22 protein-coding genes are annotated in these 19,406 nt (G+C 70.4%); 15 read left to right on the top strand and 7 right to left on the bottom strand.

Translation table 11 applies throughout. The features are described 5' to 3' along the window. The first annotated feature begins 193 nt into the window (after positions 1 to 193). The 6 genes from ABEA10_RS30175 to ABEA10_RS30150 all read left to right on the top strand — a co-directional run bounded on the left by ABEA10_RS30175 (position 194) and on the right by ABEA10_RS30150 (position 5,663). Positions 194 to 631, top strand: coding sequence for a hypothetical protein (locus ABEA10_RS30175; RefSeq protein WP_345469654.1), 438 nt, complete (start codon positions 194 to 196; stop codon positions 629 to 631). Beyond that, entirely contained in the window at positions 583 to 1,371 is a 789-nt protein-coding gene (locus ABEA10_RS30170) for a hypothetical protein (RefSeq protein WP_345469652.1), read from the top strand. The genes ABEA10_RS30175 and ABEA10_RS30170 overlap by 49 nt, the downstream gene beginning before the upstream one ends. Continuing rightward, positions 1,368 to 1,616 carry a hypothetical protein gene (locus ABEA10_RS30165; protein WP_345469650.1) on the top strand — a complete coding sequence of 83 codons (249 nt, stop codon included), beginning with the start codon at positions 1,368 to 1,370 and terminating at the stop codon, positions 1,614 to 1,616. The genes ABEA10_RS30170 and ABEA10_RS30165 overlap by 4 nt, the downstream gene beginning before the upstream one ends. A gap of 72 nt (positions 1,617 to 1,688) precedes the next feature. After that, the gene (locus ABEA10_RS30160; RefSeq protein ID WP_345469648.1) at positions 1,689 to 2,978 is read left to right on the top strand and encodes a S8 family serine peptidase; all 1,290 of its coding nucleotides are present in this window, start codon (positions 1,689 to 1,691) and stop codon (positions 2,976 to 2,978) included. A 201-nt stretch (positions 2,979 to 3,179) separates the two neighbouring features. Beyond that, on the top strand, positions 3,180 to 3,572 hold the full coding sequence (locus ABEA10_RS30155) for a hypothetical protein (protein WP_345469646.1): 393 nt from the start codon (positions 3,180 to 3,182) through the stop codon (positions 3,570 to 3,572). A 153-nt stretch (positions 3,573 to 3,725) separates the two neighbouring features. Beyond that, complete coding sequence (locus ABEA10_RS30150; protein ID WP_345469645.1) at positions 3,726 to 5,663, top strand: hypothetical protein; 1,938 nt, start codon at positions 3,726 to 3,728, stop codon at positions 5,661 to 5,663. A 55-nt stretch (positions 5,664 to 5,718) separates the two neighbouring features. Here the strand turns inward: ABEA10_RS30150 and ABEA10_RS30145 are convergent, their stop codons facing one another. After that, positions 5,719 to 6,087, bottom strand: coding sequence for a hypothetical protein (locus tag ABEA10_RS30145; protein ID WP_345469644.1), 369 nt, complete (start codon positions 6,085 to 6,087; stop codon positions 5,719 to 5,721). Positions 6,088 to 6,351: 264 nt separating this feature from the next. On the opposite strand from ABEA10_RS30145, the gene ABEA10_RS30140 reads away from it, so the two are divergent. Together ABEA10_RS30140 and ABEA10_RS30135 are read left to right on the top strand one after the other, a co-directional pair. Next, positions 6,352 to 9,213 (top strand): ATP-binding protein, encoded by a 2,862-nt coding sequence (locus ABEA10_RS30140; protein WP_345469643.1) that lies wholly within the window; start codon positions 6,352 to 6,354, stop codon positions 9,211 to 9,213. A 37-nt stretch (positions 9,214 to 9,250) separates the two neighbouring features. Next, the gene (locus ABEA10_RS30135; RefSeq protein WP_345469642.1) at positions 9,251 to 9,772 is read left to right on the top strand and encodes a thermonuclease family protein; all 522 of its coding nucleotides are present in this window, start codon (positions 9,251 to 9,253) and stop codon (positions 9,770 to 9,772) included. Positions 9,773 to 9,789: 17 nt separating this feature from the next. Here the strand turns inward: ABEA10_RS30135 and ABEA10_RS30130 are convergent, their stop codons facing one another. The 3 genes from ABEA10_RS30130 to ABEA10_RS30120 form a co-directional block, all read right to left on the bottom strand. After that, complete coding sequence (locus tag ABEA10_RS30130) at positions 9,790 to 10,680, bottom strand: DUF4429 domain-containing protein (RefSeq protein ID WP_345469640.1); 891 nt, start codon at positions 10,678 to 10,680, stop codon at positions 9,790 to 9,792. 144 nt (positions 10,681 to 10,824) lie between these two features. After that, entirely contained in the window at positions 10,825 to 11,187 is a 363-nt protein-coding gene (locus ABEA10_RS30125) for a DsrE family protein (RefSeq protein WP_345469638.1), read from the bottom strand. A 10-nt stretch (positions 11,188 to 11,197) separates the two neighbouring features. Next, positions 11,198 to 11,851, bottom strand: a complete 654-nt coding sequence (locus tag ABEA10_RS30120; protein ID WP_345469636.1) for a GIDE domain-containing protein — start codon at positions 11,849 to 11,851, stop codon at positions 11,198 to 11,200. Between the two features lie 128 nt (positions 11,852 to 11,979). On the opposite strand from ABEA10_RS30120, the gene ABEA10_RS30115 reads away from it, so the two are divergent. From ABEA10_RS30115 to ygfZ, 3 genes are all read left to right on the top strand, one after another. Next, complete coding sequence (locus tag ABEA10_RS30115) at positions 11,980 to 12,465, top strand: heme-binding beta-barrel domain-containing protein (RefSeq protein WP_345469634.1); 486 nt, start codon at positions 11,980 to 11,982, stop codon at positions 12,463 to 12,465. A 387-nt stretch (positions 12,466 to 12,852) separates the two neighbouring features. Next, entirely contained in the window at positions 12,853 to 13,269 is a 417-nt protein-coding gene (locus tag ABEA10_RS30110; RefSeq protein ID WP_329243969.1) for a Fur family transcriptional regulator, read from the top strand. A gap of 10 nt (positions 13,270 to 13,279) precedes the next feature. Next, complete coding sequence (gene ygfZ, locus ABEA10_RS30105; RefSeq protein WP_345469633.1) at positions 13,280 to 14,242, top strand: CAF17-like 4Fe-4S cluster assembly/insertion protein YgfZ; 963 nt, start codon at positions 13,280 to 13,282, stop codon at positions 14,240 to 14,242. Here the strand turns inward: ygfZ and ABEA10_RS30100 are convergent. Beyond that, on the bottom strand, positions 14,217 to 14,357 hold the full coding sequence (locus ABEA10_RS30100; protein ID WP_329243963.1) for a hypothetical protein: 141 nt from the start codon (positions 14,355 to 14,357) through the stop codon (positions 14,217 to 14,219). The genes ygfZ and ABEA10_RS30100 overlap by 26 nt on opposite strands. On the opposite strand from ABEA10_RS30100, the gene ABEA10_RS30095 reads away from it, so the two are divergent. Continuing rightward, complete coding sequence (locus ABEA10_RS30095; protein WP_345469631.1) at positions 14,356 to 14,811, top strand: hypothetical protein; 456 nt, start codon at positions 14,356 to 14,358, stop codon at positions 14,809 to 14,811. The genes ABEA10_RS30100 and ABEA10_RS30095 overlap by 2 nt on opposite strands. A gap of 13 nt (positions 14,812 to 14,824) precedes the next feature. On the opposite strand, the gene dtd is transcribed toward ABEA10_RS30095, so the two are convergent. Then, a complete protein-coding gene (dtd, locus tag ABEA10_RS30090) occupies positions 14,825 to 15,259 on the bottom strand; it encodes a D-aminoacyl-tRNA deacylase (RefSeq protein WP_345469991.1) in 435 nt (144 codons plus the stop codon). 88 nt (positions 15,260 to 15,347) lie between these two features. Here dtd and ABEA10_RS30085 point away from each other — a divergent pair, with 88 nt between their 5' ends. The 3 genes from ABEA10_RS30085 (at position 15,348) to ABEA10_RS30075 (ending at position 18,906) form a co-directional block, all read left to right on the top strand. After that, positions 15,348 to 16,172 carry a beta-keto acid cleavage family enzyme gene (locus ABEA10_RS30085; protein ID WP_345469629.1) on the top strand — a complete coding sequence of 275 codons (825 nt, stop codon included), beginning with the start codon at positions 15,348 to 15,350 and terminating at the stop codon, positions 16,170 to 16,172. A gap of 112 nt (positions 16,173 to 16,284) precedes the next feature. Then, entirely contained in the window at positions 16,285 to 17,790 is a 1,506-nt protein-coding gene (locus ABEA10_RS30080) for a protein kinase domain-containing protein (protein ID WP_345469627.1), read from the top strand. 177 nt (positions 17,791 to 17,967) lie between these two features. Beyond that, positions 17,968 to 18,906: an asparaginase gene (locus ABEA10_RS30075; protein ID WP_345469625.1), complete on the top strand. Its 939-nt coding sequence runs from the start codon at positions 17,968 to 17,970 to the stop codon at positions 18,904 to 18,906. Positions 18,907 to 19,075: 169 nt separating this feature from the next. Here the strand turns inward: ABEA10_RS30075 and ABEA10_RS30070 are convergent, their stop codons facing one another. Further along, entirely contained in the window at positions 19,076 to 19,369 is a 294-nt protein-coding gene (locus ABEA10_RS30070) for a hypothetical protein (RefSeq protein WP_345469623.1), read from the bottom strand. Positions 19,370 to 19,406: the final 37 nt, after the last annotated feature.

The following is a 19,406-nucleotide window of genomic DNA, read 5'->3' as shown; positions in this document are numbered from 1 at the left end:
AATGACGCGTGGCCTGGTGCCGACAAAAGCGACGACAAGCACACTGGCCGGACAGAGTTGGTGAGCATCGCCAAGTCTCTGCGACAGGATCTCGAGAACTTTTTCACGGGCGGTGCTTCGACGGGCGGCTCCGGGAGCAAGACCAAGCCCACCAGTCAGCTGTTGTCTGACACGTACGGCATCTCGCAGTTCCATGGGTGACGAGCCCATGGGCGACGCGGCGAAATATCAGTCGCACGAGATCGTCGACTTCGCGAATTCCGTCGATCCGGGGACGGTGCAGCAGCTCGGTGCGACCTACGAGGGGATCGCCAAGAACTTCGGTGACTCGCTGCAGTCGTCTCAGAAGAACGCTCAGCGGTTGTCGGAGGCGTGGAAGGGTGAGGGTGCCTCGCAGGAGGCTTGTCGGCAGCTCGCCCTTCTCTACGTTGCGGCGTTGACCATGCAGATCAACGCAAATCAGATCGGTGGGGTCCTCAAGAACCTAGGCTCCGACAAGCCGGATTTCTCTAAGACGACTTTCCTTTACGGCGGCGCCTATGGCATCCCCGAAGTCACGTCGATCGAGAACAACGACGGTGCATGTGGGAGAACAAGAAGATGTCGCTGGCGGAGTTCAAGCACATGGTGACCTCCAACGGTGACTACTTCGCCGGTAAGGATGTCGACCCGGTCGACGGAATAGGGAAGGACTCGGATCAGCCGGGTTTTGTTTACGCCTACGAACCAGATTCGACGTCGAAGAATAATTTTGCTCTCGTCGACAAGTCCACTCCTGCCGACCAGCGTGGAGTCTACGCTCGGTACCTTCTGTACCAGGGGAACAACGGGATCTTCACTACATGGCAGGGCATCCCGCAGAAGGTGACGTTGGATCTGCCGCCGAAGCTGTCGGACACCAGTGACAAGCCGACGGACGACGGTTCGAAGAACAACAAAAATCCTAGCCCCACAAACCCTACCGGACCCACCGGCACGCCAACCCCGACGAATTATCAGACGCCGAACCTGTCGACCGGTTCGCCTACGTCGTCGAACAGTCTCGCTAACGTGCCTACGAGCCCGACTGATTCGAACAATCCTGGTAATACTGATCTGTCCGGGGCCAACAGCCCTACCGGTACGGATCTGTCCGGGTTGCAGAACCCGAGCCTGACCAATCCCGGCGGCACGAACCTGAGCACTCCGCCGACGACGGGTGACGGCGGTGGGACAAGTCTCACGGATCCGAGCACGGGGCGTGTGCCGACCACTGGCCTGGGCAATCCGTCCACGCCGTATACGCCCGGTTCGCTGAAGACTCCGAGCATCGAGAGCGGCGGCCTCAGAAGCAGTTCGAACCCCTGGGTCTCAAAACGGGGTCAGGTATGACCCCGGCGGACGGCGTCATCGGTGCTCGTTGGGCGGTCAACACCGCGGCTGCGGCTGAGGAAGCGGCCGCGGGTACGGCGGCGACGAATGCCGCCGCCCGGGCCGGCGGCTACATGCCGATGATGCCGCCGATGATGGGCGGGCAGCAGGGGCAGAGCCAGGATCGCGAGCGCAACGCCTGGTTGACCGAGGATGAGGACATCTGGGGTGCGGACGACGACATGGCTCCGCCGCTCATCCGCTGACCGATACCGCGACCCGGGCAGGGCGAGTGATACTCGCCCTGCCCGGGTCGCTTCTCCGAGAAAGAGGGTCGGGTGCGTTCGCTGAGGTTTCTTGCTTCGGCGCTGGTCATGTCCGCTGGCGCCGTCGCGACGACGATGCCGGCCGGAGCGGCGAGCACGCCGACACCACACTCCGAGTGGTGGCTTTCGTCCTGGGGAATCGACAAGATCTGGCCGATCACCCAGGGGAAGGGCGTCACGGTCGCCGTTCTCGACACCGGGGTGAACGCCCGGCTTCCCGACCTCTCCGGGTCGGTGCTGCCCGGTGGTGACGTGACCGGGGCCGGGACCGACGGTCGTACCGACACCGACAGCATGAGAGGTGGCCACGGCACCGCGATGGCGGCCCTCATCGTCAGCAAGGGTCAGAGCACCGGAGTGCTCGGGGTGGCGCCACAGGCGCGCGTGCTGCCGGTGACCGTCGGCAACGGTGCGACGACTGCGGAGGCCTTCCATGTACGCATCGCCGAGGGAATCCGCTACGCCGTCGACCACGGGGCGAAAGTCATCAGCATCTCCCAGGCATTCCCGGCAGACGCCTATCCGGAGACCTGCCCGACGGACATCCTCGACTCGGTGGAGTACGCCGCGCGGCACGACGTGGTGATCGCGGCGGCCACCGGTGACGACGGAGGCGTCGGGAACTCATCGCAGGCGCCGGCGTCCTGTCCCGGCGTGCTCGCCGTCGGGGCGGTCAACGCCGACACCCGTCCGTGGCAGCGCACCCAGCAGGTGTCCTATACGGCCGTCGCCGGGCCGGGCGGCACCGTCGGCTGGGTGGGCAAGGACGGAAAGCCGGGGCGCACGGCTTCCGGTACGAGCCAGGCCACCGCGTTGACGGCGGGCGGGCTGGCCCTCGTTCGCGCGGCCAATCCGCACATGTCCGCCCGTGAGCTCGTGCAACGGGCGATGGCCACCGCGCTGGACTCGGGCACTCCCGGACGGGACGACCAGACGGGATGCGGCGCATTCCGCATCCACCGGGCCATGGATCTCGGCTTCACGGTGCCACGGACGGCTCCGAATCCTCCGTACGAGCGGCTCGACCGGGTCATGGCGCAGAACACCCCGTCGGCCCCCTCGTCCACGTCGTCGGCCACGTCCGGGCAGGCGGAGAAGAAGAAGTCCGGCGGTGGGCTGATCGCACCGATTGTCGGCGTCGTCGTGTTCCTCCTGGTGATCGTCATCGTGGTCGCGCTGATCCTCGCCCGGAGGCGGTCGCCCGACGGCGGATCGTCGAGCGGGGATACGCCCGACCGCAGGCCGGACACGACGCCGCAGTCCTTCGGCCGGCCAGGTCAACGGAATCCAGGTGGCCACTGACGGTCAGATGGGAGAACCGCCGGCCGTTCGCCCGCTTCACTCGGCGATCATCGGAAGAATGGCGCGGCATGTACCGCGTGACCACGTAGGCGTACGATGCGCCGTGAGGCGGGTCATGAGGAAATCCGACCGCCATGACCGGTGGTCCAATTGGCACGATGGTGAGCCTCCAGGCTGGACGCTCCCGTTCTCAGGAGATTGGTGAGGCAGATGCCGCTCGCGTATGTACACGGCGTTTACTATGCGCCGATCAGGCTCGTCATCTACCTGATCATCTTCGCCGTCGTGGCCACCATCGGCGCGATCGCGCGCCGCTCCCGGCGCAAGAACATGAACCAGTACGGTCAGGTGCCGGGCCAGCAGTGGCAGCAGCAGGCGCCGCCGCCCGGTTACGCCGCGTGGAACAACCAGCAACAGGGCTATCCCCAGCAGGGATACCCCCAGCAGCAGGGCTATCCCCAGCAGGGATACCCGCAGCAGCCCGGGTACGGCGGTCAGCAGGCGCCGCAGGGGTACCAGCAGCCGCAGGGTCAGGTGCCCCCGAACTACAATCAGCCTCCTCAGCAGCAGGGATACCAGCAACCGCCGTGGTGAGGGGTAGCGGGATGGTTGTTGCCATCTGTCGCGATATGTCCGGTAATGCCACTCCTGGTCACTCGACAACACCTCTAGTCGGTTGAAACCACACCCCACTTCACGCGAAGCTTTCTACGCTGTGCCCCTAGTGAAGCCGACGAAGTACGGGACGTGGTCGATGTGACAGCCCGCGAAGCCCGGTTACTGCAACCGGGCCGCGTCTACGTCGGCTGGCGCTATGCCCAGGTCCACGACGACCCCGGGCCTCCACCGAAACGCCCGACTCCTCCCGAGTCGGAGAAGGTCGACCACGAGTGGCTGGCCTCGCAGCGGCAGAAGGAGAACCTCTTCAACCGGCCGCTGCGGATGGTCGGCTTCGCCACGGGAGTGGGAGCGCTCCTGTTCATCGTGGCCGGGCTCACCGGCACGCTCCCGTGGGCGTTCTCCATCGCGGGCCTCGTGGCCTGCGCGGCCGTCGCGGCGATCACCGGCTACTCCATGTGGCAGAGCGAAAAGGCGCTGCGCGCGCGGCTGGCCGAGGAGCACGAGCGGTACGAGCGCCGGGAGGAAGAGCGGCGCCGCCGCCTGGAGGCGGCGCACGCCGCGCACGCCCGCGCATACCAGGAATGGCAGCACCGGCGCGAGGCCTTCGAGTCGCAGCACGAGTGGTACGCCGTCACCGTGCCGCAGGGCGTGGGCCGCGTGGACGTCGCCGGCGGCACGCTCTCCGGGTGGTCGGCGATGGTCACCATGATGGGCGCGGCACGGCTCGCCGGCGGCTCGCAGGTGACCGTCCTGGACCTGTCGGAGGGCGCGGTCGCCAAGGAGCTGATCGAGCTCGGACACGACCAGGCCGAGCGGCCGCTCGTCTGGGTGCTGCCGGGCGACCTTCCGCAGCTGGACCTGACGCACGGCCTCGGTCCGGAAGAGCTCGCCGACGTGCTCTCCCTTGTGGTGAGCGTGAGCGAAGAACAGTCCAGCACCCGCGACCTGTCCTTCGACAACGCGATCCTCGAACGGGTGCTGAGCGTGTTCGGCGGCCGGGCCCCGATCCCGCGCATCACCGCGGCCCTGCGCGCCCTGGCCCAGGTGGGCGATCCGCGCGACGACCTGCGGAGCGGTCTCATCACCGACGAGGAGCTCGCGAAGATCACCACGATGTTCGGGCGCGGCGCCGCCGACCGCGTCGTCATCGAACGCGCCTGGGCCCTGGAGTCGCAGCTGCGCAAGCTGGAGAAGCTCGGATCCAACCCGACGCTGCTCCCGCCGAGCCGGTTGCGCGTCATCACCACCGACCGCCGCGCCGGTGTGCTCACCAACCGGGTGCTGGGCACGTACGTCGCCGCCGCGCTGACCCACGTGCTCCGCGCCTCCAAGCAGGGCGAACCGTGGGCCCACACGCTGATCCTGTGCGGCGCGGAGAAGCTGCGCGGCGACGTGCTGGACCGCCTCATCGACTCGTGTGAGGCGACCTCGACCGGCCTGGTGCTGATGTACCGCTCGATCCCGCCGCACGTGAAGGAGCGGCTCGGCCGTGGCGACGCCGCCGTGGGGTTCATGCGGCTCGGCAACGCCGAGGACGCCCGGGTCGCCGCCGAGCAGATCGGCGCCGACAAGCTCCTCGAGATCGCCGAACTCACCGACAAGATGAGCGAGGCGGTCGCGGCCGACGCCGAGAGCGGCGCGTACGTGAGCACGGTCGGCCGCTCCATGCCGACGGTGTTCGAGGACACCGGCACCTCGGAGGAGGAGCTTCCCGAGGGCATCGGGCGCGCGACCGCGTGGGGCCAGAACACCTCCCGGGCGGCCGACGCCGGCAAGGGCTCGCGCGAGCTGGCGGTCGAACCCCACGAGCTCCAGCAACTGCCGCCGACCGCCATGGTCTTCACGCATCCCGACCCGTCGGGCCGCCGCATCATCCTCGTGGACGCGAACCCGGGCATCATGACGCTGCCGACCGCCAACATCCAGGAGTACGAAGAGGCCACCGGCCCGACCCGTGCCCGCCACGCCAAACCGGACATCACGCCACCGGACGGCTCCCCGCGTACCACCCCCAACCTCGGCCCGCCCCCGGAGCGCCTGGACTTCCGCAAGAAGAAGCGCTGACGCGGCGACACCGGGTACCCGCCGTCGTCGGCGGGCACCCGAGGCACCGGTCGTACTATGCGGGCAGCCGGTCGAGCACCTCACGCAGCATCCGGCCCTGCTCGCTGAGCATCTGCTTGTGCTCCTTGAGCATCTGCCCATGCTCGGCCTGGGTGCGGCGAACGCCGCTGACCTCAAGCACCAGCCCGCCGAGAATGTCGGCCTGCCGGAGGAACTGGGCGTGGTGTTCGGAGTGGGTCATGCCGATCGCGTTGAGGACGTTCCGTTGCTGCCCGGCGGCGATGCGGAGGTCCGCCACCTCCTTGTCGAGCGTCCCGAACAGGTCGGTCACGTGCTGAGCCTGCTGCCTCCACTCGCGGAGGCTCGCGGTTTCCTCCTCCACGGCGGTCAGGCGCCGGCGGACGTCATCCAGTTCGCTGATCAAATGAAATCCTTTCGGTTTCGGGGAGGGTGAGGACCGCGCGGCGGAGTCACCCGATGAGGGCGCCGTTGCCGTCAGGGGAGGGGGTGCCGGGCGGACAGCAGGAACGCTAGCCCCCGTAAACACGGAGCGCAATCGGTTCGCCACAGAAGGTTAAGCCGGGGTAATGCGAGCCGCGAGGGCGGCGACGTGCGAGGTTTCGTTCTGGTGGGTCCCGGTTCGGGCTTTCTCTGGCACGAACGGGCGTGGAGCGGTAAACCTGCATGCGTGGCAGGGGTTGCTGGGGGACTTCAGGGGCCGTGGTACCGGGTTCAGGCGATTCTGTCGCCGGCGCGCGGTGCGTCCGCCGAGTGGGACTTCGTCACGGTGCTGCCGGCGGTGCTGTCGGCGGCGCAGAGCGGCCGGCCGTTCGTCGTCGGATGGATGTCGCGCGGAGGCGGTGCGCCGCTCGAACTCATCACCAACGCCGGGCCGCTCACCCCGTCCGCCGAGCCGCAGCAGGGTCTCCTCTTTCCCAACGGCGCACGCGGGGTGGAGATCGGCGACGACTGGCTCGCCGACGCCGCCGCGATGACCTGGAGCCGCTGTCCCGCGCGGCTGGCGCCGCCGCTCATGTCCACGCGGGCGGACGGCGGGCCCAGCCTCTTCGAGTCCACGCTGGTCACTCTCATGGGCCGGCCGTTCGGCTGGCTGGTCATCGCCGAGCAGTGCGGCGAGCAGGTGCTCAAGGACGAGGTCACCGACCTGCAGTACGAGCTGCAGGTGCAGCGCCGCGGCGACGACGAGCTCGCGGTCGAGCGCATCGAACGCCGGATGGCCGAGCTGGAGGCCTTCCAGGAGGCCGGCCTGTGGCGGGTGCGCGTGCTGGCCGGCGCCGAGTCCGCGCGGGAGCTGGACCAGATCGCGCCCGTCCTCGTCGGCTCGGTCGAGATGAGCCACCATCCGTACCGCCTGCGGTCGGGGGAGCGCGCCGTCCGCTTCCACGAGGCCGTGCACGTCGACACGCAGGACCAGGACCTGCGCTCGCCGTTCGTCGCGACCGCGGGGGCGCTGGCCGCCCTCGCCGGGCTGCCGCGCCGTGAGGTGCCCGGCCTGCGGGTGCTGGACGCCGGCTACTTCGACGTGACCTCCGAGGTGGCCGGCGCCGCCGACGAGAGCCTCGCGCTCGGCGCGGTCCTCGACGGGCAGGACCGCCAGGTCGGCACGTTCACCGCGCCCCTGCAGACGCTGAACCGGCACGTCTTCGTCACCGGTTCGACCGGCGCGGGCAAGTCCCAGACCGTACGCCACCTGCTCGAACAGCTCACCGAGGCGGGCATCCCGTGGCTCGCCATCGAGCCGGCCAAGTCGGAGTACGCCACGATGGCGGGCCGGATCGGCGCGCCCGTCACCGTGGTGAACCCCTCCGACCCGGACGCGGTGCCCCTGTCCGTGAACCCCCTCGCGCCCGCGCCGGGCTATCCCGTGCAGGCGCACATCGACATGGTCCGCGCGCTGTTCCAGGCCGCCTTCGACGCCGAGGAGCCGTTTCCCCAGATCATGTCGCAGGCCCTGCAGCGGGTGTACGAGGCCAACGGCTGGGACGTCGTCACCGGGCGTGGTCGCCCGGGCTCGGCGATCGAGCCCGCCGTGCCGACCCTCGAACAGCTGCAGAAGGCCGCCCTCCAGGTGATCGGCGACGTCGGGTACGGCAACGAGCTGATGGCCGACGTCAAGGGCTTCGTCGACGTGCGCCTGCGGTCGCTGCGCATCGGCTCGGCCGGCCGGTTCTTCGAGGGCGGGCACCCCGCCGACATCGAGGGCCTGCTCGGCAAGAACGTCGTGCTCGCCATCGAGGACGTCGCCAACGACGAGGACAAGGCGTTCCTCATGGGCACGCTGATCATCCGGATCGTCGAGCACCTGCGGCTGCGCGCCCGCCGCGAGAGCGGCACCCGCGACCTCGAGCACGTCATCGTCATCGAGGAGGCGCACCGGCTGCTGCGCAACCGCGGCGAGGGCAGCGCCGGAGCGCACGCGGTCGAGCTGTTCGCGGGCATGCTCGCCGAGATCCGGGCGTACGGCGAGGGCATCGTCGTGGCCGAGCAGATCCCCACCAAGCTCGTCCCCGACGTCATCAAGAACACCGCGCTGAAGGTCGTGCACCGGCTGCCCGCGCACGACGACCGCCGGCTCGTGGGCGCCGCGATGAACCTCGACGAGGACCAGTCGCGTGAGGTCGTGTCACTGCCGCCGGGCGTGGCGGCGGTCTTCGCGGACGGCATGGACCGCCCGCTGCGGATCCGCGTACCGCTCGGGCGCGACCGCGAGCGCGCCCTGCCCGGGCCGGTGCCGCCGCTCGACGGGCGCCGGTCCGCCGCCTGCGGCGGCGAGTGCCGCCACGGCCGTGCCTGCACGCTGTACGAGCTGCGGGAGGCGGACCTGCTCGCCTCCGCGGCCGAGTGGGCGTGGCTGCGGGTCTGGGCGGACACCCTCGTGCTGTCCCACCTCGTCGACCGCCCGATGCCGCGGGTGCCGGACGAGCTCGCCCGGTCCTGGGCGGACCGGCCCGTACGGCTCCGCGAATGCCTGCTCGCCACCGTGCTCGACCGCGCCGTCGGGCGGCGGTCCGGCGCGCTGCGCGCCGCGTACGCGCCCGAGGAGCTCACCGAGCGCGTGGCGGGCGTCGCCGAGCGGCTCCTGGACGGCGTGCGGCCGGAAGCGTCACCCGGACCCGCCTGGGTGATCCCGCAGCTGCGGTGGCTGCACGAGATGAGCCGGCTCTTCCCGCGCGGCCCCGGCGTCCCGGACAAGCACGATCCGGTCCCGCCGATGGACTACGAGCTGCCCGGCCTGAAAGAGCCGCCGGAGCCGCTGTTCGGCCACCGCGTGCGTGCGCTGCGCCGCCACCCGCTGTCGATGGCGCTGGCGTCGAACCGGCCGACCGTGCGCACGGCCGTCCTCGGCGACGACGACCACGCGAGCGTCGTGGCCGACCTCGCCGTGGTGGGCATCGGGGTGGAGCCGCCCGAGCGGATCGCGTACGCCGCCGAACGGATGCGGGTGGTCTGGCTGGAGGACGTGCTCGACTGGCCCGACCGGTTCACCGCCGCGTTCGAGGACCCGGCCCTGCCGTTCTTCGGCGCCTGACGCTTTTCGTCGGTGGCACCGGGCAGAGTGCGAGGGTGTGTTCAGGAAGTCACTCGCCGCCGGATGCCTGCTGGCCACGGGCTGCGGTCCGGGCCCGCCGGGACGGCTCCAGCAGCGAGTGGCGACGACGACGGCGGTCGTGGCCCGCGTGGTCGACGGCGACACGCTGATCCTGCGCGGGCAGGGCCGGGTCCGGCTCATCGGCGTGGACGCGCCGGAGACGTGGCGGCGGCACGACTGCTTCGGCACGGAGGCGAAACGGGCGCTGCGCCGCCTGACCCCGCCCGGCGGGGCCGTACGCGTCGCCGGCGACGTCCGGCCGCGCGACCGGTACGGACGGCTGCTGCTCTACGTGTGGACGCCCCGGGGTGTCTTCGTCAACGCCGCGCTCGTACGGGCCGGGTTCGCGCGTGCCCTCGCCGTGCCACCGGACACCGGGCGCGCGGCCGTCCTGCGCGACGCCGAGGAGGCGGCCCGGCGCGGGCACGCCGGAATGTGGCGTCCCGCTCCGGCCGGGTGCGTCACCGGCGGACGAGCCGCTCGCACCAACGTTGGCTGATCGTCGGCGGGGAGCGTTCAGGGCTGGGAGCCTCGCAGCAGTATCCGCTTGGCGGCGGTGAACTCCTCGTCGGTGAGCACCCCATCGCGGTGCAGGTCACCGAGCTCACGCAACCTGCGCAGGAGCGCGTCGGGATCCTCGCCACGCCCGGCATCGGGGGCGGCCTCCACCCCGGCCGGTGCGTCAAGGGCGTGCGGGGGAGCGCCGAAGGGGTGCGGCAGGCGGGCGACGACCGCGGCGGCGATCAGCAGCGTCGTCCCGCCCAACTCCCGCATTCCCCACGTCAGGCAGTGCGGGTCGTGTTTGGGCTGGGGGTTCGCGGTCGCGCCCCTGAGCCGGAAGCGAAGATGCCCGTTCTCGAAGCCGGCGAGGGGTTTCCACTCCACGGCGGCCAGGTCCTCCAGCAAGAGGTGCTGAGGCCCGGCCGACTTCTTGCTCTCTTCCGTCCAGCCGTTCCACTCCAGGCATACCCGAGTGCCGTCGAAGCTCACGGTGCCGTCGCCGGCCGATGCCGTCAGCGGCACGCGCGGCCCCGGCAGGAGGTACCGGTCGCTGGGACCGTCCGGCACCTGCTCGATCAGCAGGGCGTTGCGCACCTCGTCGGCGAAGTACTCGGCGACGCCGGTGCGAATATCGGTGCTCATGGCGAGCTGGTAGGGGTCGGCCGCATCGGGAAGTTGCCCGCGCGCCGCCTGGCCGAACGGGTCGGCGCCATCGCGCAGCCGCAGCCGCAGGCGGCCGCCCTTGCGGCCCGATTCGTGAGCGATACCCGCGACCGCGAGCAGGGGTACTGCGATCTCGCCCACGGCCTGCCGCAACTTGTGCACGCCTCGGTCGTGTCCCGGCACGATCCGCACGCATTCGCCGTCGAACGTCCACGTGCCGTCCCGCGCGATGACCTCAGCCATGACGCGTGCGGGCCGGGAGGCGCCCATTCCGGGCGATGGTCGCCACGCAGGCCCGATGGCCGCTGCGGCGCGGCGCGAGCGCGATGAAGCGTGGTTCGGTCATGTCCGCGACACTATCCGCCGGGCGAGGGACGTCAGTGGACGTCAGTAGACGAGCGCCTGCACGCCCTCGGTGGTGACCTCTTCGACGAACGTCGGCGCGCCGGCGATGCGGACGCCCGGCAGCACCTCGTCGTCGGTGATGTCGCGCCGTGCGGCGCACTGGGTGCAGACCGTGACCTGGGCGGCGGAGAGCAGGATGTCGAGCAGGTCCTCCAGCGGGGTCGCGTGCGGGAGCTCGAACTCCTTGGCCCGGCCGGGCAGGGCGAACCACGACGACTCTCCGGTCAGCCAGAGAGACACCTTCACCCCGCTCGCCACCGCGGCCGCCGCGACCGTGAAGGCCTGGTTGCATCGTTCGGGTGCCTCTGCGCCCGCTGTCACCTTGATCACGAGTGATCGTGCCATATCCGGCAGACTAGTCCTGTCCGGTGGGGACCTGCATCGGCGAGGGCCGCGTGATGATGAACGGCTGCATCGCGGGCTTGCCGATCACCAGGTCACCGAGCTCCGTTCGCGCCTGGCCGACGACGTACAGCGGATCGTCGACGGCGACGACGTGCTCTTCGACGAGGAAGCCGAGGGTGCGGTCGCGGTGCCGGGGGCGCAGCCGGTCGCCGAGCAGCGCGGCGATGCGGGCGGCGAGCGCGCCGCTCGGGTTGTCCTCGAACTCGGAGAACACCGGGTCGCCGAGCTCCAGAGCGGCCCCGCGCGGATCCACGCGTACGGCCGCGGTGTCGCCGGTCACGTGCAGAGGCCCGCTGAGCTGCTGGGCGACCCGGGCGTCGCGGATGACGTCGGTCGGGCCGAACGGGCCGGGCCGCCACGCCCGGTAGCGCTCGTACACCGTCACGGAGTACCAGGCGCAGGGGCGGCCGGACAGCGGTGCGGTGACCGGGCCGCCGGGCCCCGCCGTGACGCGCCCGTTGATCTCGCGCAGGCCCGCGGTGTCACCGGTGATCGGCGCGGCCTTGTGGATCGCCCGTCGCCGGCGTGCCGTGCCGACCTTCTTCGACACCACGCCGGCACTCGCCTCGAGTCCGGCCGACAGCAAAGTCATGAGCGCGTACAACCGTTGTCCTCCTCGACCATAGGAAGATCAGACGTGACGCCGACCGGATCGGTTTCAGTTCACCGGTGAAGTCCTGATCGCGGGTTTGATCAGGCTATCGCGTGCAAACCCGACTACGCTGGCCGTACATGGAGCCTGAGCTGCACCCCGACCTCGAGCCCCTGAAGTTCCTCCTCGGAGACTGGGAGGGCGCGGGAGTCGGCGGTTACCCCACCATCGAGAGCTTCCGTTTCGGACAGGAGATCTCGTTCCGTCATATCGGCAAGCCGTATCTGATCTACACGAGCCGCACGTGGCGCCTTGACGACGAGGGCAACCTCGGTGAGCCGCTGGCGCAGGAGAGCGGTTACTGGCGCGCCCACTCAGGCGGACGGGTCGAGCTGGTGCTCGCGCACCCGACCGGCATCGCCGAGATCTACATCGGCGAGGCGATCAGCGCGCGGGTCGACCTGCGCACCGACGTCGTCGCCCGCACCGAGACCGCCAAGGAGTACACCGCGGGCCACCGCCTGTACGGCCTCATCGGCGAGGACCTCGGCTACGCCTACGACATGGCGGCGGAGGGCCAGGGCCTGCAATCCCACCTGTCCGCCCAGCTGAAACGGGTCGCGTAGAAACGCCGGTGTCGTGTGAGGGGCCATCGACCCGGCTCCGGCGGGCCGGCAGGCCCCCTCACAACACACCGGCACGGGGGTGGACATGAGACGACCCCCGGGCTGTTCCTGCCGGAGCAGGGGTCGACAGGACTGGGTCGACCGGCCACGGGGGTCGGGTGTCTGCCTGGTTTTCGCCGGCCGCGTCCTCGGCCGGTTGCCTACCTCCTGTGAGGAGGCGAAGGCGGGACGGCGACTAGCGGACAGCCACCTCACGAGTCCTCGTACTATGCATAAGTTTCGGACCACCTCCTTTCCCGCTTATCCCGCACGCTAGATCAGCGCACGCACCGAAGCAAGTGGGTTTTCCATCCGTACCGGTACCGAGCGGCGGCATAGACTCGATCCGTGACGGAACTCTGGCACAAGGAGCTGCGAGCGCGGGGCTACCGCGTGACGCCCCAGCGCCAGCTCGTGCTGGAGGCGGTGACGGCGCTGAGCCACGCGACTCCAGAGGAGATCTGCGCCGAGGTGCAGCGCACGGCACGCGGGGTGAACATCTCCACCATCTACCGCACGCTCGAACTGCTCGAACAGCTCGACCTGGTCAAGCACACCCATCTGGGGCACAAGCCGCCGACGTACCATCTCGCCGCCGAGGCCGAGCACGTCCACCTCGTGTGCCGCGGCTGCGAGGCCGTCTACGACGTGGATCCCTCCGTGGCGGACGGTCTGGTCGAGCGCCTGGAGGACGACTTCGGCTTCGAGACCGACGTGCAACACCTCACGGTCTACGGGCGCTGCCGCGACTGCCGCAAGACGTAGTCTTTCGGGTATGGAAAGCCCGCTGCTGAGCACCCCCGGGGCCGTACCGGCCGATCCCCCCGACGCGCAGGTCGCGGCGCACTACGGTGAACCCTCCGCCGAGCAACGGGCGCTCGCGACGGGCGCGGCCGTGGTCGACCGGAGCAACCGCGGCGTCGTACGCGTGGCCGGCGCCGACCGGCTGCGGTTCCTGCACAGCCTCACCAGCCAGCACCTCGAGTCGCTGGCTCCGCACACGCCCACCGAGGCGCTCCTGCTCAGCCCGCACGGCCACGTGGAGCACCACATGGCCCTCGTCGACGACGGCGAGGCGGTCTGGGCGCACGTCGAGCCCGGCACGGCCGGGGCGCTCGCGGAGTTCCTCGACCGCATGCGGTTCCTGATGCGCGTCGAGGTCACCGACGAGACCGCCTCGTACGCCGTCGTCACGCTCGCCGGCGTCGCGCCGCCCGAGGACGCCCTCCTCACGACCGACGGGCTGATCGTGCCGCGCGAGACGCTCGACCGCGACTGGCACGCGCGCCTCGCCGGCCTGTGGGCGCACGAGGCGCTGCGGATCGCCGCGCACCGCCCGCGGTTCGGCCTGGACACCGACCACCGCACCATCCCGCACGAGGCTGGCTGGATCGACGTCGCCGTGCACCTCGACAAGGGCTGCTACCGGGGTCAGGAGACGGTCGCGCGGGTGCAGAACCTCGGCCGTCCGCCGCGCCGCCTGGTCTTCCTCCACCTCGACGGGAGCGTCGACCACCTGCCCGCGCACGGCGATCCGATCGAGTTCGGCGGGCGCACCGTCGGGTTCGTGGGTTCGGCCGCCCGGCACTACGAGCTCGGGCCGGTCGCGCTCGGCATGGTGAAGCGGAACACCCCGGTCGAGGAGACGCTGCTCGCCGGAGGCGTGGCGGCGTCACAGGAGATCATCGTGTCCCCGGATACCGGATCTACCGTCAAGATTGACCTTCGTCGCCGATAATGCCGATAAACCACAGCAGAACAAGATCATAACGGGCGGCGCTCATGGGAAGGTTCTTCTCGTCGGATGGTGCACCGGAGGGTGCGCCGGAGACCTCGGCGAGGAAAGGGAACATGGGGCGACGGCGGCGTCGGTGGCGGGAGCCCGTTTACGTCTGGTGGGTGGCGATCGCGGCATTACTGATCGCTTCTGTGCTGCTGAGCGCGTGGCGGCTCGCGCTCCTGGCTCTGCTGATGTGGTGCGTGTACGAGTTCGCGCTCAACCCCACCGTGTGCCGGGTGATGACGCGGCAGGGGTTCGTCTGCCACGAGCCGGTGCGCGGCAGGCTGTTCGCCTGCTCGGCCGCGCACCAGCGGATGAAGAACGACGCGATCTGGCGTGCCGCCGGCCTGCCCAACCCGTTCGCCCGCGCCACCTCCCAGGACCCGAACCGCGACACCGGGGTCGTGGTCTACTCGCCCGACGTCCGCGCGCGGCTGGCGCAGAACGACCGGATCATCCTGACGATCGCGGGAGTCGCCACCCTGGTGACCATCCTCACCGCCGTGGTCGGCATCGTGAGCCTCTGACCGGGAGGGCTCGCTAGATCTCCAGGATGAGGGTGATCGGACCGTCGTTGGTCAGCGTGACCTTCATGTCGGCGCCGAACCGGCCGGTCTCGACGCGTGCGCCCAGGCGCCGCAGGGCCGCGACGACCTCGTCGACGAGCGGCTCGGCGACCGGTCCGGGCGCGGCGGCGAGCCAGGACGGGCGGCGGCCCTTGCGCGTGTCGCCGTACAGGGTGAACTGGCTGATCACGAGGAGCGGCGCGCCCAGGTCGGAGCAGGACGCCTCGGCCTGCGGCCCGTCGAAGACGCGCAGGCCCCACAGCTTGGCGGCGAGCTTGGCCGCGTGCGCGGGCGTGTCGTCGTGGGTCACGCCGACGAGGACCATGAGGCCCGGCTCGTCGATCGCCCCGACGACCTCGCCGCCGACGGAGACGCTCGCCCGGCTCACCCTCTGCACCACCGCTCGCACGGACCGCATTCTGCCTCATCCGCGCCCAAGGCGATAATTACGAAGATTTTCTCGCCAACTCGGGTGTTGGCTTGAAATCATGTTGTTCATGGTCAGCACACTGATAACTGTTGCGCCCACCGGCGCCGAGGCCGACAAGGTCGCCGCGCCGGCGCTCCCGGTGACGCTCGATGAGCTGGTCCAGACGGCGAAGGAGTGCGAGGAGGCCGGCGCGGCCGTCATCCACGTCCACATCCGCGACGCGGAGGCCCGGCCGACGCTCGACCCGTCGCGGCTCCGCGACACGGTCGCCGCCCTGCGGGAGAACACCGGTCTGATCGTGCAGCTGTCCACCGGCGGGGCGGTCACCGACCCGTACGAGCACCGGCTGAAGGTCCTCGACGCCATGCCGGACGCCTGCTCGCTCACCTGCGGCACCGTCAACTTCGGCGACGACGTGTTCATGAACCCCTGGCCCTTCATGGCCGAGCTGTACCAGCTCACGCAGGCCAAGGAGGTCGTGCCGGAGTTCGAGCTGTTCGACCTCGGTCACGTCGCCGCGCTGCACCGCCTGCTCGACACCTACGGCGCGCCGTACGGCGGCCACGTTCACTGCGACCTCGTCATGGGGGTGCCGGGCGGCATGCCGGGGGACGCCAGGTCCCTGGTGGCCGCGGTCGCGGCACTGCCCGAGGGCGCCACGTGGTCGGCGACGGGCATCGGCCGTACGACCCTTCCAGTGATGTACGCGGCCCTGTCGGCCGGCGGTCATCTGCGGGTCGGCATGGAGGACACGCTGACGTACGCCAAGGGGCAGCCGGTGACGTCCAACGCCCAACTCGTCGAGCGCGCGGTCGCCCTCACCCGGATTGCCCAGCGTGCGCCGATGTCTCCGGTGGAGGCGCGGTCGTTCCTTGGTGTCAGAGGATCGTGACGTCTAGTTACGTAAAGCATCATTTGCACAAGACGGCACAAAGCTTGAAATTAGTCACATAACGAACACTCTCGGCGAATCGGCGACCACTCTGTGTATGGTCTTGCGGACCATGGTCAACAACGAAGAGGCTCCGCCGGAGAAGCTGGGACCCTACCGTCGGCTGACCCGACTCGGGTCCGGCGGTATGGGCGTGGTCTACCGCGCGGTCGATCCGGCCGGCAGGGACGTCGCGATCAAGGTGCTCAGGCCGGAGCTGGCGGCCGACCCGACGGCGCGGCAGCGGCTCGCACGCGAGATCGACACGATGAGGCGGGTGCACAGCCCGCACGTGGCCGATGTCCTCGACGGTGACGTGACCGTCGCCCGCCCCTTCGTGGTGACGCGCTTCATCGAGGGTCGGCAGCTCGACAAGGTGGTCGCCGAGGACGGGCCGTTGGGTGGGGACGCGTTGCGGCGGCTCGCGCTGGGCCTGGCCAGGGCCCTGGTGGCGATCCACCGGGCCGGGGTCGTCCATCGCGACCTCAAACCGAGCAACACGATGATGGTCGAGGGCGAACCGGTCGTCATCGACTTCGGGATCGCACAGTCCGCCGATTCCGCACGGCTCACCCAGACCGGCATGGTCACCGGTACTCCTGCGTACATGGCGCCGGAGGTCTTCGACGACAAGCCGCCGTCGCCCGCCACCGACGTGCACGCGTGGGCCGTCACCGTCGCGTTCGCCGCCACCGGCCGCTCGCCCTACGGGGCCGGCGGTTTGAACGCCATCATCCTCAACGTCGTTGAGGGCAGGGCGAACCTCGAAGGCGTTCCGCCACAGTTGCTGCCCCTCCTGCGTCCGGCGCTGAACCGGGACCCGGCGCGGCGGCCGAGCGCCGCGGCGCTGGTCGAGGCGGTCGCCGCTCTGGGCGACGGCATGGCCTTCGTGGCGGAGAAAGCCGGGATGCCGTTCGGGAACACGGCGACGCCACCCGAGGGTCCCCCGCGGCCGTCCGCTCCGACGCGTCCGTCCACGCTCCCAGAGCAGCGGTATGCCCCGACGGGTCCGGAGCAGCCGCCCGCCCCCACACGGCCGCCCGACGCACCGGAGCGACACCCGACCGGCCCCCGCGATCCCCACCTCTCGTCACCGTCGCCCCCGGGGCATCCGCACGGCGCGCGATCCCGGCGGAAGTGGCCGCTTGCCGTCGTCGGAGTCGCGCTGGTGGCCGGCTTCGTCGCGTGCGGCGTCGCGCTCCAGGGCGTCGTCACGCACGGGACCGCGACCGCGCACGACGTCCCTTCGTCGGCACCTTCGTTCGAAGCGTCGAGCCGACCCTCCGTGCCGGGCGAGGCGGTACCGCGGAGTCCGGTCGATCGTCATGACGGAGCATCGTCGCCGAGCGCGCCATCGCATCGGAGGACACGGCACACACCGGCCGCGACGTCGACGTCCCGGAGGCCACGGCCGCACCCCAGCACGACCCGGCCGACGTCATCCGAGTCCCCCCGAGTCGTCACACCGGGGGCGTTCTGCTCACCGGAAGGTGCGACGGGAGTCACGAGTGCGGGAACGCCGATGGAATGCGTTCGCAAGGAGGGTGAGGACCAGGCACGGTGGCGCCAGGCCGCGTGACGCCTCCGCGGATCGGCGCCGTCGTCCCCGGCCGGCTGGGCGGATAGGCTGATGTTCGCCCGAATATCGCCCTGCTGCGGCGAACGCCCAGCTCACCCGGCGCTTGGGGTGAGTCCAGCAGGCGAAGCCCGGCCGTCACAAGTCACCGCCGGGCTCGCAACGCTCCCAAGGGGGAAGATGAATCCGGTCCTCGTCGAGGTGGAACGTTCCGGCTTCGTGGAGTCGCGGCATCGCGGCTCCGTGATCGCTCTGGACGCCGACGGCTCCCCGGCGCTGAGCCTCGGCTCCCCGGACGAACCGGTCTTCCCCCGGTCGGCGAACAAGCCCCTGCAGGCGGTCGCGATGGTGCGGCACGGCCTCGGCCTGGAGAACGAACTCCTCGCGCTCGCGGCGGCCAGCCATTCGGGTGAGGACTTCCACGTCGAGGGCGCGCAGAAGATCCTCGCCGGGGCCGGCCTGACGGCCGACGCGTTGCGCTGCCCGGCGCAGTGGCCGCTCGACATCGAGCTCGCCGTCGTACGAGAGAAGTCGCGGCTGCGGATGAACTGCTCGGGCAAGCACGCGGCGATGCTCGCGACCTGTGTGGTCAACGGCTGGCCCACCGGGTCGTACCTGTCGCCGGAGCATCCGTTGCAGGTCGCGGTGCGCGAGACGGTCGAGGAGCTGACCGGCGAGCAGGTCGTCGCCACGGGCGTGGACGGCTGCGGGGCCCCGCTGTTCGCGTTCGGCCTGACCGGGCTGTCCCGCGCGTTCCGGGCTCTGGTCCTCGCCGATCCCGGCACGCCGGAACGGCGGGTGGCGGACGCGATGCGGGCGTACCCGGAGTGGACGTCGGGCACCGACCGGGAGGAGCGGCGCCTCATGGACGCGGTGCCGGGCCTGCTGGTCAAGTGCGGCGCGGAGGGCATCGACGCGTTCGCCCTCGCGGACGGCCGCGCGGGCGCCATCAAGATCGACGACGGCGCGATGCGCGCCCGTACGCCGGCCACGGTGGCGACACTGCGGGCGCTGGGCGTGGACGGCGCGCTCGGCGAGCTGTCCACTCTGCCGGTGCACGGCGGCGATTCGGTGGTCGGCGAAATCCGCGCGGTCGGCTTTCAACACCCGGGATCTTAATCGCCGGAGCCTTGTCAAGGTGATCCGGGCGCCGTGAGAACCGGCGCCCGGTCCCAGGGAATCAACCGCCCGATTCGTGCGGCAGGGCCGAGGGTTCTTCGCCTTTCACACCCCGTGGAATTTCCGCCGGCCCTTGTCCCCGGTTTCGCCGAATCCGTGACCGCCCCGGTCAGTACCGGTGGTGGTAATGACGGTGGTGGTAGTGCCGGTGGTGACGGTGGTGGCGACGGTGCCGGCGGTGGTGGCGGCGGCGGTGGCGGTGACGGCGCCGGTGGTCGTCCGAGGCGACCGTGCGCGCGCTGGTGGAGGTCGTCTGCTGAACGCCGGCCGGGATGAGGCCGGCGGTCACGGCGGGTGTGACCGCGGCGGTTTCCTCCATGGCGTACGCGGGCGTGCTCGCGATCAGGGCGCCGGCTGCCGCTATGGTGACGAGGCCGGCGGCCGCGCTGAACTTCTTTCGCACATCGTCTCCCTTGGTTGCCGGGAATTGGCACGAGACA

Origin of the sequence: Actinoallomurus oryzae (genome assembly GCF_039541955.1) — a bacterium.
Classification (GTDB): domain Bacteria; phylum Actinomycetota; class Actinomycetes; order Streptosporangiales; family Streptosporangiaceae; genus Actinoallomurus; species Actinoallomurus oryzae.
This window is presented reverse-complemented; position numbering and strand designations above follow the sequence as displayed.

Excerpts from the sequence above, each read along its gene's own strand:
- ABEA10_RS30175 (WP_345469654.1), top strand. The coding sequence starts at position 194 with ATGGGTGACGAGCCCATGGGCGACGCGGCGAAATATCAGTCGCACGAG.
- ABEA10_RS30170 (WP_345469652.1), top strand. The coding sequence starts at position 583 with ATGTGGGAGAACAAGAAGATGTCGCTGGCGGAGTTCAAGCACATGGTG.
- ABEA10_RS30165 (WP_345469650.1), top strand. The coding sequence starts at position 1,368 with ATGACCCCGGCGGACGGCGTCATCGGTGCTCGTTGGGCGGTCAACACC.
- ABEA10_RS30130 (WP_345469640.1), bottom strand. The coding sequence starts at position 10,680 with ATGGCTGAGGTCATCGCGCGGGACGGCACGTGGACGTTCGACGGCGAA.
- ABEA10_RS30125 (WP_345469638.1), bottom strand. The coding sequence starts at position 11,187 with ATGGCACGATCACTCGTGATCAAGGTGACAGCGGGCGCAGAGGCACCC.
- ABEA10_RS30115 (WP_345469634.1), top strand. The coding sequence starts at position 11,980 with ATGGAGCCTGAGCTGCACCCCGACCTCGAGCCCCTGAAGTTCCTCCTC.
- ygfZ (WP_345469633.1), top strand. The coding sequence starts at position 13,280 with ATGGAAAGCCCGCTGCTGAGCACCCCCGGGGCCGTACCGGCCGATCCC.
- ABEA10_RS30095 (WP_345469631.1), top strand. The coding sequence starts at position 14,356 with ATGGGGCGACGGCGGCGTCGGTGGCGGGAGCCCGTTTACGTCTGGTGG.
- ABEA10_RS30100 (WP_329243963.1), bottom strand. The coding sequence starts at position 14,357 with ATGTTCCCTTTCCTCGCCGAGGTCTCCGGCGCACCCTCCGGTGCACCA.
- ABEA10_RS30085 (WP_345469629.1), top strand. The coding sequence starts at position 15,348 with ATGGTCAGCACACTGATAACTGTTGCGCCCACCGGCGCCGAGGCCGAC.
- ABEA10_RS30080 (WP_345469627.1), top strand. The coding sequence starts at position 16,285 with ATGGTCAACAACGAAGAGGCTCCGCCGGAGAAGCTGGGACCCTACCGT.
- ABEA10_RS30075 (WP_345469625.1), top strand. The coding sequence starts at position 17,968 with ATGAATCCGGTCCTCGTCGAGGTGGAACGTTCCGGCTTCGTGGAGTCG.